This window comes from Limnospira indica PCC 8005, from assembly GCF_000973065.1.
Lineage (GTDB): Bacteria > Cyanobacteriota > Cyanobacteriia > Cyanobacteriales > Microcoleaceae > Limnospira > Limnospira fusiformis.
Genome location: NZ_FO818640.1, coordinates 2,313,975 through 2,326,363, shown reverse-complemented (window position 1 = coordinate 2,326,363; position 12,389 = coordinate 2,313,975). Strand labels below are relative to the sequence as shown.

13 protein-coding genes are annotated in these 12,389 nt (G+C 42.8%); 6 read left to right on the top strand and 7 right to left on the bottom strand.

Annotated features, from left to right (window positions below; all coding sequences use genetic code 11):
- Positions 1–97 precede the first annotated feature (97 nt).
- Positions 98–520: a hypothetical protein gene (locus XZ46_RS10190; protein WP_008050286.1), complete on the top strand. Its 423-nt coding sequence runs from the start codon at positions 98–100 to the stop codon at positions 518–520.
- Positions 521–539: 19 nt separating this feature from the next.
- On the opposite strand, the gene XZ46_RS10185 is transcribed toward XZ46_RS10190, so the two are convergent.
- Both XZ46_RS10185 and XZ46_RS10180 read right to left on the bottom strand, forming a co-directional pair.
- Positions 540–1,385: an SPFH domain-containing protein gene (locus XZ46_RS10185; RefSeq protein WP_008050277.1), complete on the bottom strand. Its 846-nt coding sequence runs from the start codon at positions 1,383–1,385 to the stop codon at positions 540–542.
- Positions 1,386–1,558: 173 nt separating this feature from the next.
- Positions 1,559–2,113, bottom strand: coding sequence for a DUF1269 domain-containing protein (locus XZ46_RS10180; RefSeq protein WP_006626126.1), 555 nt, complete (start codon positions 2,111–2,113; stop codon positions 1,559–1,561).
- 167 nt (positions 2,114–2,280) lie between these two features.
- On the opposite strand from XZ46_RS10180, the gene rsmI reads away from it, so the two are divergent.
- Complete coding sequence (gene rsmI, locus XZ46_RS10175) at positions 2,281–3,129, top strand: 16S rRNA (cytidine(1402)-2'-O)-methyltransferase (protein ID WP_006669257.1); 849 nt, start codon at positions 2,281–2,283, stop codon at positions 3,127–3,129.
- A gap of 44 nt (positions 3,130–3,173) precedes the next feature.
- A complete protein-coding gene (msrA, locus tag XZ46_RS10170) occupies positions 3,174–3,833 on the top strand; it encodes a peptide-methionine (S)-S-oxide reductase MsrA (protein WP_006626128.1) in 660 nt (219 codons plus the stop codon).
- Between the two features lie 70 nt (positions 3,834–3,903).
- Here msrA and XZ46_RS10165 read toward each other — a convergent pair whose 3' ends face one another.
- Positions 3,904–5,367 carry a serine/threonine protein kinase gene (locus XZ46_RS10165; protein ID WP_008050270.1) on the bottom strand — a complete coding sequence of 488 codons (1,464 nt, stop codon included), beginning with the start codon at positions 5,365–5,367 and terminating at the stop codon, positions 3,904–3,906.
- A gap of 189 nt (positions 5,368–5,556) precedes the next feature.
- Between XZ46_RS10165 and XZ46_RS10160 the strand changes: the two genes are divergently transcribed.
- Positions 5,557–6,132 (top strand): Uma2 family endonuclease, encoded by a 576-nt coding sequence (locus tag XZ46_RS10160; RefSeq protein WP_008050269.1) that lies wholly within the window; start codon positions 5,557–5,559, stop codon positions 6,130–6,132.
- 30 nt (positions 6,133–6,162) lie between these two features.
- Complete coding sequence (locus tag XZ46_RS10155; RefSeq protein ID WP_006626131.1) at positions 6,163–6,738, top strand: Uma2 family endonuclease; 576 nt, start codon at positions 6,163–6,165, stop codon at positions 6,736–6,738.
- A gap of 70 nt (positions 6,739–6,808) precedes the next feature.
- On the opposite strand, the gene XZ46_RS10150 is transcribed toward XZ46_RS10155, so the two are convergent.
- The 4 genes from XZ46_RS10150 to XZ46_RS10135 all read right to left on the bottom strand — a co-directional run bounded on the left by XZ46_RS10150 (position 6,809) and on the right by XZ46_RS10135 (position 10,416).
- Positions 6,809–7,681 carry an S-methyl-5'-thioadenosine phosphorylase gene (locus XZ46_RS10150; RefSeq protein ID WP_006626132.1) on the bottom strand — a complete coding sequence of 291 codons (873 nt, stop codon included), beginning with the start codon at positions 7,679–7,681 and terminating at the stop codon, positions 6,809–6,811.
- A gap of 219 nt (positions 7,682–7,900) precedes the next feature.
- Complete coding sequence (locus tag XZ46_RS10145) at positions 7,901–8,911, bottom strand: aspartyl protease family protein (protein ID WP_008050268.1); 1,011 nt, start codon at positions 8,909–8,911, stop codon at positions 7,901–7,903.
- 55 nt (positions 8,912–8,966) lie between these two features.
- Positions 8,967–9,731: a YebC/PmpR family DNA-binding transcriptional regulator gene (locus tag XZ46_RS10140; protein ID WP_006626134.1), complete on the bottom strand. Its 765-nt coding sequence runs from the start codon at positions 9,729–9,731 to the stop codon at positions 8,967–8,969.
- Positions 9,732–9,771: 40 nt separating this feature from the next.
- Positions 9,772–10,416, bottom strand: coding sequence for a histidine phosphatase family protein (locus tag XZ46_RS10135; protein WP_008053184.1), 645 nt, complete (start codon positions 10,414–10,416; stop codon positions 9,772–9,774).
- 299 nt (positions 10,417–10,715) lie between these two features.
- Here XZ46_RS10135 and XZ46_RS10130 point away from each other — a divergent pair, with 299 nt between their 5' ends.
- Complete coding sequence (locus tag XZ46_RS10130; protein ID WP_228116530.1) at positions 10,716–12,218, top strand: mechanosensitive ion channel family protein; 1,503 nt, start codon at positions 10,716–10,718, stop codon at positions 12,216–12,218.
- The last annotated feature ends 171 nt before the right edge of the window (positions 12,219–12,389 follow it).

Sequence of the window (12,389 nt, the reverse complement as noted above, 5' to 3'; positions counted from 1 at the left end):
CAACGGTCAGTTACCGACCAGACAAATCATCAAATTGGTGACTCTATTGTATCTCGAAGATTCTAAATTCGTATTAAACGCTCAAATCAGATAAATTATGGAACGAGGATTACTGTGGCTTCCCCTGCTGGCTGTGTTTATTGGACTCGCCTGGTCTGGGTGGAATGAATATCAGAAGTTAGAAGCCTATAAGCCGTGGGCCGAAAAATTTGATCAAGCCAAATATGATATCTATGCGGTCTTAGGTCACAGTGGCGACCAACTGACCTGGGGTAAACCCACTCGCCAGGGTCCCGTTAACTTACAAACTTTTTCTCTCCGGGATGTTCAGTCAATATGGCTATTGGTGGATCATAAATCTGTCAGCCTCGATCAACTCCCCCAAAAAGGAAAATCCGTCGAGTTAGAATTTATCCTGCAAGATGAACCTGACCCGATCCGTGTTCCCTTTACGCAACTTTCCCTCGCCGCCCAGTGGTGCCAATATTTGCAGGACACTTGGCAGAAAATTAACGCCTAATTTCCCGGCTTCATGATTACTATTCTTTCGGCTGACTATTTCCCTTAGAGAATAGTTTTGATCTCATAGCCGCCTGGGACTCAACTCTTGACATATCCTGGTCTATTAGTCCGGTGAGGGCTTCCGTTAATTGGGACGGGTCCATAAATATTACTTTGGCATTCTCACTCATGCTAATTTGTTGATTAGCGTCTACGAACTGTTTAGCAATTAAAAACTGTAAAAATTCTCGACTGTTTGGATCTAGCTTCAGCACTTCTGCTAACACTTTAATTGATGCGGCTTTACCTTCTGCTATACTGATATCAGCCTTTTTTTGACTCTCGGCAGCCCTTTGAGCCTCCATGGCTAATTTCACCTTAGCCGGAGGTTCAATGCTTTGTAAATCAACCCGTACTACTTGCACTCCCCAATTTACCGTTTTTTCGGCTAGGCTATGCAGCAGTGCGGTATTAATTTCATTAATAGAGGAAAACATATCCTCCATATTTCTTAATCCCACTTCCGCCCGCAAAGTGGTAGTTACTAAATTAGCGATCGCATCTTCTACTCCCTGAATGTCATAGAAGGATTTTCGCATATCTTGGATTTTCCAAAACACTAAAGCATCAATGGTTAGGGGAACATTATCTTTAGTAATTGCCTCTTGTTTGGGAATATCTAACAGCCTCTCCCGCAAAGTATCATAGTGTACTATTTTTTCAATCACCGGGATCACAAACTGTAAGCCAGGCTTCAGAGTTCGGTTATATTTCCCTAACCGAGCCACTAATGCTTCGTCTCCATCACTGATAATTCTAATTGAGGAATTTACCCCAAATCCAATGCCTAACGAAATCAATAGCGCGAGGATATACTGAGCCATAGAACCTCACATTTATCTGATAATTTTAAAGTTAGTTTAACCTATCCAGTCACACCCTGCCATTGATTATAGCACAATTTTGGCTAACAGTAAATATATCCACTTAACATTTACCATATTTACTGTTAACTTTTAGGTAACTTCTCAAGTCTCTGGTGAGTGAGATGGATAATTTACTGATTTGACTCCGACTCGGTTTCCGGTTCCACCTCAACAGTTTTAGCTGTTTCTGTTAACTGAGCCGCAATATCTTCTTTAATAGCACGGCGATAAAGTTTTCCCTCAAATTTCGCCAATTCCTCACATACCTTTTCTACCCAAGTTTGTTCTACCAAAGCAATTAAAGCAGAACTACCAGGGGTTAAAGACTCCGATAAATCCTTGAGGTCTTCTTGGGGGAAACCCAAATCAATAAAGTGGGTAACTAAAGCCCCAACACCCGCACCGCCAGCAGTCATAGCAATTACGCCTAAAGCACCAATGGGATTAAATAAAGCAATTAATCCAGCGGTGATACCCCCCATAATTGCACCCCCACGCGGGCCAGTGTCTCCGGTTTCACTAATGGAAACTTTGCCTTTTTCATTCTTGACCATGACCGCCGCATTAACAATCAAAATAATGCCAGCGCGCTGCATATCTTTAAGGACTTTCAGAACTTCCTTGGCTTGATTTTTGTCATTATATGCAGCAACAATTAGAGTTGTAGGGGTTTCGATTGAGGTCATGTGATTTGGCTCCTGTAGAAGAGTTAACTAAAATATGACCAACTCTAGCACAATGGAGACAATCACAGTACAATAGTTTCAGCCAAGGAGAGTAAGTGGTAATCTGGGCCTGTTTGACCTGCCCGCCAAATATCTCTAACGGACTCCCCAAATAACGATAACGTTCAATGACACATCTACAAATGGGAACCCTATATATTGTTGGTACTCCCATAGGGAACCTAGATGATATAACATTTCGGGCTTTGCAGACTTTAAAATCAGTGGATCTCATTGCGGCGGAAGATACCCGCCACACGGGGAAATTACTACATCACTTTCAGATTGAAACGCCCCAAATTAGCTACCATCAACATAACCAAAGCCGTCGGCTTCCTGAATTAATCGATCGCCTTAATGGTGGAAGTGCGATCGCTATAGTAACTGATGCGGGAATGCCGGGAATTTCTGACCCCGGTACCGAGTTGGTACAAGCCTGTATCGAAGCTGGTGTTCCTGTAGTTCCCATTCCTGGTGTTAGCGCCTGTTTAACCGCACTGAGTGGGTCGGGACTACCAACCGATCGCTTTGTGTTTGAAGGCTTTTTACCCGCCAAAGGTAAAGACCGCCAAAAACGCCTAGAAGCCTTGCGTTCCCAGTGTCGGACGATGATTTTATATGAGTCTCCCCACCGACTGCGACAGACTTTGAGTGATTTAATCGATATTTTGGGCGACGATCATGGTGTGGTGATCGCGCGGGAATTAACCAAACTCCATGAGGAATTTTGGCGCGGTAGCCTGAGGGGGGCGGCGGAATATTACCAAAACAGGGAAGTCCGAGGAGAATTAACTATTGCGATCGCACCAGTTACACCCACAACCCCCACCCTGTCAGAGGAAGATATCCTCGCGCAATTACAACAGTTACTACAGCAGGGACTGTCGCGATCGCAAGCCAGTCGCCAGTTAGCCGAAAATTTATCACTGTCCCGTCGCCAAATTTATCAACTCGCCCTTACCCTTGCTGACCAATAACACTAAAATGTAAAGTAACGTTAAGACAAAATCCACAAAATATCATGGTACTATTCGGATTCGGCAAGAAAAAATCTCTCCCTAAGCCAGAAGAAGCCCTTCCTGGACGCGATCGAGTCATGTCAGTTCCTGATCGCCACTATATCAATGGGAACCCCCTTAAACCCCCTTTTCCCGAAGGCATGGAACAAGCCGTTTTTGGTTTGGGCTGCTTTTGGGGCGCTGAACGGAAATTCTGGCAACAGCAGGGCGTGTTTAGCACCGCTGTAGGCTATGCGGGAGGATATACCAAAAATCCCACCTATGAAGAGGTTTGCAGCGGTATGACTGGTCATACAGAAGTGGTATTGGTGGTATTTGACCCCAAAGTTATCAGTTATACTGATTTACTCAAACTCTTCTGGGAAAGCCATAACCCCACCCAGGGAATGCGCCAGGGTAATGATACCGGAACTCAATATCGATCCGCTATTTATACCTATTCAGACGAACAACAACGCCTAGCTTTGGCTTCTCGCGATCGCTATCAACAAGCACTCTCCGCCGCGAGTTACGGTGAGATTACCACAGAAATTGCTCCCGCCCAGGAATTCTATTATGCTGAAGCCTATCATCAGCAATACCTAGGCAAAAATCCCAATGGTTATTGTGGTTTAGGTGGCACTGGTGTGGGATGTCCCGCTATGACCGAAACTTCCGTTTAATCCCCTGAATTTCCTACGGTGCGTCCGACTCAAACATCAGTCTGACGCACTATTTATTTGCCTCCCTCAATTATCCATGATTTTGATTGCCTATCCAATGGCTGATTTCCTGTTGAATATGCTTAACTTCTGCTTCCTGTAGTTGCTGTCCGATACGGTAGGTGCGACGGCGAGAAAATACAAAAAATAACGGTTCTTGAGTCACAATTTCTAAGCTGTGGTGAAAATTGCCTTCGCTATCCTGTAGACATAAAGGATTAATTTCTTGGATATAAGAAAGTTTCCCCCTCTGGCGGCGAGTGAAAGCCGAGGAATGCCAGCATATTTCATAGGTGCTACTATCAAAGTTGAGGCTAATTCTCTCGAAATATTTTTCCCCAGATGTCAGGATAGCTACTAGAAATATCAGACTGACCGGCATAGCTAAAATTAACCCAATTAATGGCAGTGCCGCGATCACCTCTAATAAAAATAGGGCGATTTTTCCGGTGGGTATCGGTAGCTTTTCCAAGATTATTAAAGTGATGATTATCGATACAAATACCCCCGACTTAACTAGAATATTCAGATTATTTAACTTTTCCTTAGTCGTGGCTACTAACCATTTGGCTGTGTGGCGCATAGGGCGAATAAATTGCAGGGAAAACCGACAGGGAATTTGAATTGTCAATTTATCATCAGTTTGGGATAAGTTGATATTTGACTCTGTGGCGGGTGCAATTAATGCCCGAAAATTGAGTTTTTGTAACTCTAATAATGCGTCATCAGCACTAGGAAAACGGTTTTCTGGTAGGGGTTCTGTCAGACATTCTAACCAGGTGATTAAACGGATATCTGTTTTGGGGGGAATGCGATCGCGAAATTTTACCCTAAAACTTTCTTGGGGAAAATCAGCCGGAGGACAACCTGTTAATAAATGTACTAACGTCATCCCTAACGCATAAAGGTCAGAAGCCGTCGTTGACTGACCGCCAAATTGTTCAATGGGTGTATAACCTAAAGTTCCCACCACCGTAAAAGTCGCGCCAGGGGTGGGAAATTGAATCTGTACCGAACCAAAATCAATTAAATATATGCGGTTATCTTCACCCCAAATTAAGTTACTTGGTTTAATGTCTCGGTGCAAAATTGGCGGCGCAAATTGATGTAAATAACTGAGAATTTCTAAAACTTCTGTCGCGATCCACAAAACTTCTGGACGACTAAAAGTGTATCCAGATTCTAGTTTTTGCTTCAGGGATACACCGGGTAAATATTCTGTGACTAAACCAAACCATAAATTCTGGTCATCAACCGAGAAATAATCCCGGTAACGCACTAGACGAGGATGGTCGAGTCGTTGGAGAACTTCTGCTTCCCTTTCTAGGAGTTTCACATCATCCCATTGCATACCATTTCCCATGGCTAATAGTTTAATTACCACGCGATCGCGCCTTTGGAGATCTCGCCCTAACCAGGTTTGGCGGACTGGGTTACTGTTTAGGGATTCCCGGAGTTGAAAGCGATCGGCTAGAATAGTCTCAGTTGATAACATTGATACATAATCTTCAAACAGGGTGCTATAACTATTCTGCCATAAATGTAGATATTTGTGCTTCCCAAATCTAGTCTCATCAAGTAAACTACACCATTTGACCTGTTATAATTATCCTAGGGCGAAATTATAGTCAAATCCTCCTTAACCATTCATGCTTACCACTACAAATACAAAGGAGTTCATATCATGCTACAAGCCAAACCCAGATTTCAAAGTTTTGACGAATATTTATCTTATCATGATACTTCCGAAAAACTCTATGAATTATTTAACGGAAAACTCATAGAAATGCCCCCAGAATCAGGTTTAAATATACAAATTGCTAATCGTCTGTTTTTGGTTTTTGCTTTGATGATAGGAACAGATAGAGTCCGAGGTCAAGGATTAGAATTAGAAGTGAGAGGCGAACCCAAAAATCGTTATCCAGATTTAACCATTATTAGACCAGAACATATTGAGCAACTCTCCCAACGTAATACCATTCGCCTGTCGATGTTACCACCTTTATTAGCCATAGAAGTCGTGAGTCCTGGAGAGTTACAAAGAGACAGAGACTATGTAGCCAAAAGAATACAATATCAAGATTTATCCATTCCCGAATATTGGATAGTTGACCCCCAAACTCAAACCATCCTAGTTTTAGAAATCACCGAAACTGGCTACACAGAAATCGGAGTTTTTGCGGGAGATAATTTAATCATATCACCCCAATTTAGACAGCTTGATTTAACAGCATATCAAGTGTTTAATCCCGGTTCTTAATTAACCCTATTAGTTAAAGGAGTTCATCTTATGCTAGAAGCCAAACCCAGATTTCAAAGTTTTGATGAATATTTATCTTATCATGATGCTTCCGAAAAACTCTATGAATTATTCAACGGAGAACTCATAGAAATGCCTCCAGAATCAGGTTTAAATATTGAAATAGCCACATTTTTACTAATTCAATTTGCTGCTATTGTCGGCTATCGTCGCGTCCGAGGTCAAGGATTAGAATTAGAAGTGAGAGGTGAACCCAAAAATCGTTATCCAGATTTAACCATTATTCGACCAGAACATATTGAGCAACTCTCCCAACGTAATACCATTCGCCTGTCGATGTTACCACCTTTATTAGTCATAGAAGTAGTGAGTCCTGGAGAGTTACAAAGAGATAGAGACTATGTAGCCAAAAGAATACAATATCAAGATTTAGCCATTCCCGAATATTGGATAGTTGACCCCCAAACTCAAACCATCCTAGTTTTAGAAATCACCGAAACTGGCTACACAGAAATCGGAGTTTTTGCGGGAGATAATTTAATCATATCACCCCAATTTAGACAGCTTGATTTAACAGCATCTCAAGTGTTTAATCCCGGTTCTTAATTAACCATAGGTAAGTCCTGGCGGGGCTAAAAACCTGTTAATAATTTAGCCCCAAGCTACTCAGGATAACTTAAAGATACTTTTTCAACAGTAACTGAAGCTGTTGTTTTCGAGGTTGTGGTACTTTTGCTAAAGGAGTAAGAATGGCATATTTTAAGGCAGAATGTGCCTCGGACTCTGGCATATTTTGAGAGAGTCGTTTAACGGTTTCCTGAATTACTTTTTGGGCATTAACTGCATTATGCTTGAGGTTATCAATCACTAAATCAACGGTTACATGATCATGGTCGGGATGCCAACAATCATAGTCAGTTACTAAGGCTAATGTAGCATAGGCTATTTCAGCTTCCCGTGCGAGTTTGGCTTCTGTTAAATTAGTCATACCAATTACAGTCCCCCCCCAACTTCGATACAAATTAGACTCAGCTTGGGTGGAAAAAGCGGGTCCTTCCATACAAATATAAGTTCCGCCTCTGTGTAGGGTTACTTCTGGGAAATTCAAAGCGGATATCGCATCACCGACAACAGCAGCCAACTGGTTACAAACCGGATGACCAAAACCAATATGGGCGACAATTCCATCCCCAAAAAAAGTCGAAATTCTGTTTTTTGTCCTGTCAATAAATTGGTCAGGAATTACCATATCTAAAGGCTTAACCTCAGCTTTCAGAGAACCGACAGCGGAGGCGGAAATAATATATTCGACTCCCAAACTTTTCATGGCGTAAATATTCGCCCGATAAGGTAACTCACTGGGAAGAAGTTTATGATCTCGTCCATGACGCGCCAGAAAAGCTACCCTCATCCCTTCTAAGGTTCCTAAAATAACCAGATCAGAGGGAGACCCAAAGGGTGTCTCAACTAGGACTTCTTCTAAGTCGGTGAGGGCTTCCATTTGATAAAGACCACTGCCGCCAATAATGCCAATTTTCGCCTGGGTCATAATTGCATTCCCTATTGATGATATTACTCAAGATATTGTAGCGGAACTTGTTTAAGATTATCTGAAACTTGCCAATTTTGGGGGAGTCCTATCGCCACCAACTCTTAACAATTAATAATCAGAGGTTTGCTGATTACACCAACTTGCGATATAATACTATTAGTCTCTCTCGGTGATTAGAAAATCATTAAAACCATGGCTATAGCAGCTTGATTTAACCTATCTATAGGGATTTAATAGTAAACTACCGCCCCATTCTGATGATGTCGATCGCCTATCAAACCGCCAATATTGTTGATAATTGTTAAAAAAAGTTTGTCCCAAAATTCCATCAACTTCTAACATATCCAAAACGGAGGGAGAGGACAAAATAACGGCTTCTAAATTGGTCAGTTTATGGGTTCCTAATTCCACCGTGGTGAGGGTTGATAGGGTCGCCGCCTCTAACCCACAAAATCCCAAAACCTGGACAGGACTACGGGATGCTGGATCGATTTCCAAGCGATCGGCTAAATCTTCGGAAATAAAGATAGTATCAGCCCCGGTATCCAACATAAAAGTAAACGACCCCCGATCAGCGATCGCCACCTCTGCTAACATGACCCCCAAACGACTTTTTAAAGGTATCGCCGTCGCCGATAAATGTGGGGGAAGAGGAGAGGGTGACAAAAGCTGAAGCTGTCTAGTTTCAGGATTTACGATCAGATCAAATTCCGCCAAAACATCCATTCCCAACACCCCAGATAAGCCATCAGGAATTGTCTTATTAGCAAATTCCAAAACCTGTAAATCCATCACCTGTGCTTCCCCCATTTTCAGAGTAGGAAGAAGATGTAAAGTTGCATCCATCTCTGGACAATCATCACCCGCTACTGCTGACTTAACGCGATCGCCTGAAATTTCCTCTCCCACCAATCCCAAATCGGCGACTAAGGGACTTCCCACCATAGTAGTAGAAGCGCCCGTATCAAACAAAAAGCCCCCCCTACTTTCCCCGATTTCCACATCAACCGCAAACACCTGACTACCCTCAATCGGATGCAGAGAAACCTGGCTTTCTCCCGTAGTTTGAGGACGGGGTAAATTCAGCCCTTCCAACTGGACGATCGCCCTTAAATCCCACCCAGATTTTAACGACGGGAACACCGCCCCCACCGCCCCCACCGCCACAGTAGCAGTAGTTAAACCCACTATACATATTACCCCCAAACCATCCCATAATTTACCCATTTACCATCTCACTCAACCTTTTTTTAGAAACTTATTCTTACTTAATTATTGCCGATTAAGCACCATAAAGCATCTCATAGCAACTATCAGACATCTCAAAATTAGCCGTCACATTTTGCACATCATCCAAATCATCCAAAGCATTCATTAACTTCATGAGCGATCGGGCTTTTTCCACATCATCAATCTCCACAATATTGCTAGGAATCCAACGCAATTCGGCTTCCACCACCCGAAACCCAAAATCATCTAAAACCTGATTCAAATGTTCCAAATTTTCCACCACTGTAAACACTTCCACCCCATCAGTATCATCAACAGGAGTCAACTCGTAGGACTCAGCCTCCCCTTCCACAGAAGCCTCTAACAACTTCTCCTCATCAATAGGACCCGCCAAAGTTACAACCCCCTTTTGTTCAAACATCCAACTCACACAACCCGTTTCCCCCAGGTTTCCCCCATTCTTAGTAAAAGCCGATCGCAGATCCGCCGCCGTCCGGTTCCGGTTATCCGTTAATCCCTCAATTAAAACCGCCACGCCACCGATACCATAACCCTCATATCGGATAGACTCCAACTGCGACCCCTCCGAAAAAGTCCCGGAGCCTTTAGCGATCGCCCTTTCGATATTTTCATTAGGAATACCCGCCGCCTTCGCCTTCTCAATAGCTGTTCTTAACTGAAAATTTCCCCCCGGATCAGCACCTTGTCGCGCCGCCACAATAATTTCCCGAGAAATTTTCGTAAAAACCTTACCTTTAACCGCATCAACCCTAGCTTTCTGGCGTTTAATATTCGCCCATTTACTGTGTCCAGCCATACCTAATCAACAATTTTTCCAAATCTCAAAAAACTCAGTATTAATGAAAACGGATCTCCTCTTCAGTGTCACTAAGATGGGAAGTATCCCCATTAAGTTCCATCACCCATTCTCCTTGTTTATGCACTAATTTAACCAAACAGCATAAACTCGCATGAATATCCGTTTCCTGTAGGGTAGGAATTAGCCCCATTGCGGTCCCTAAAACTGACGCACCATGTCCTATTAATAATAAGTTATCATCTGGATAAGCCGCCATCAGACGCTGTACCACCTCTTTAGTACGCATCAAACATTCCTCCCAAGTTTCTGGATACTTCGGTGTTCCCATGGGGTAAGTGGTATCAATGCGCGGAAATTTAGCCCTCAGAGTTTCCAGCGGGAGAATTTCCGGGCTTTCCTTCATCCATTCAGGATTTAGCCATTCTCCCAGTCCCCAATCTAATTTTATGGGTAGGTCTAGGGTTTTGGCGATCGCCTCCGCAGTTTGAACCGTCCGCAGAAATGGTGATGAGAAAATTTGGGTGATTCCTTCCCCCACCAGTCGTCTAGCTAATTGTTTAGCCTGAACCAAGCCGTCCGGGGACAGATGAGGGTCATAACGACGTTCTGCGGTATTAAACCATTCAGGATTGACAAAATCAATCCGGTTTCCGTGTCTAGCGATCCAAACGGTTTGAGTCATGATTAGGGTAGTAATGTCAAAAAAACTTACCCTATCATACCGATTTTCGGCCACCTGACAACCTTAGCCAACTTAGTGGCGATCGTAAACTAGCCACCGGATTTGAAAATTAGCGCTAATATTTACTACAGGGTTTCCCTATTCCTACCTAGTTTAATAAAAATCCTATAACAGCCGTGCTACATCGCTCTTTCACTCGTAAAGCCACTTATACATTAGCTTTCTTTATCGGTTTCATAATCGCGGTATTACTCGCTATTTTTTCCGCACATCCAGCCCATAGCCAAGATAGGTTTGGTATGAATTTAGACTCTCAAACCGCTCCCGTCATCCTCGATGGGCGACTCATACTCAAAGTTAGTAATGCTGAAGGATATCCGGCGCAGTTTCGGGCTAATCTCATTGAATCCAAAATTCTAGAAGCTGCTCGTTCACCTATCCCCATAGAAGTCACACTTAGGACTAATGATATTTTACCAACTCTTTGGCTAAATGATGGATATTTATTGACTGTTACCGAACGAGATACCGACGCGGGTAATCATGTTCTCGAACAAGCACAAATCTGGCAACGTCAAATTCAGTTGGCTATTAATCGCGGTCAAAGAGAGCGCACTAGCGAGTTTATGAGAAGCGCCTTATTACGTTCATTAACAATTTTATTATTAGCCATATTTATTCATTGGACTTTAGGCAAAATTTGGAAATATTATTTCCGCTCAATTTTATCATCTTTTTTGCCCCAATCTCAATTATCCCCAGAAGACCAAAAAAAGTATCATCATAGTCTCGAAATATTTATTAACTTGACTCTCGGTAGTGTCAGATTCGGCTTATGGCTGGCTATTATTATTTATATAGCCAATCAATTCCCCATAACTAGACAATGGAGTTATCAAATTCGGGGAACTCTCCTGGCTACCTTGACTTCCGATATTATTAACCTAGACAATAAATCTTACTCCATCCCTGATCTGTTGGTTTTATTACTCCTATTATGGGCATTAGTTTTGGGCGCAAAATTATTGGCTGATGTTCTGCGATCGCGTATTTTACAAGCCACCGGAATTGGTCGAGGCGCTCAGGAAGTCATCGCCGTAATAGTTAAATATTCCTTAATCTCTATTGGTACTATTGTTCTCCTCCAAGTTTGGGGTTTAAACCTTAGTTCTCTCACCATCCTAGCTAGTGCATTCGGTGTCGGGATTGGTTTTGGCTTCCAGGATATCGCCAAAAACTTCGGTAGTGGTTTAGTCTTATTATTCGAGCGACCAATTCAAATTGGAGACTTTATTGAAGTCGGAGAATATCAAGGAACCGTTGAAAGGGTCGGCGCTCGTAGTACCGTCATTAAAACCTTAGATAGAGTGTCTATTATTGTTCCTAACTCCCGATTTTTAGAATCCGAATTAATTAACTGGGATCATGATAACTCCCTCTCCGGTTTACGACTTCCCCTTAGGGTCGCTTACGGTTCCGATGTAGAATTGGTGCGAAAAAGCCTCCTAGATGTCGCCCAAGCAAATTCTGATGTATTAACCATTCCTTCCCCCCAAGTTTTATTTAAAGGTTTTGGCGACAGCTCCCTAAATTTTGAACTGCGGGTTTGGACTCGCTATCCCAACCGCCAAGTTATCATTAAAAGCGATTTATACTATCAAATTGACGCGTTCTTCCGACAACGCCATATTGAAATTCCCTTTCCTCAGCGGGATCTACATATTCGAGGTCAGGTTCCCCTCGAGTTATCCCCAGAGTTGGAAGCATTTATCAAAAAAATCCTAGGGACCAAAAACCAATAGTCATATCAAATCCCCTTCAGATCACCCCCCACCAGGAGTTGATGTATATATGTTCCCATTCCCAACCACCAGACCACCAGACTCAGCCACCGGGTCTCATCCTTAGTCCCTTCTAGTCCCTTGAAGATTCCTCAAATTTTTTCCCAAACAATCTTGACAAACTCAAATTTT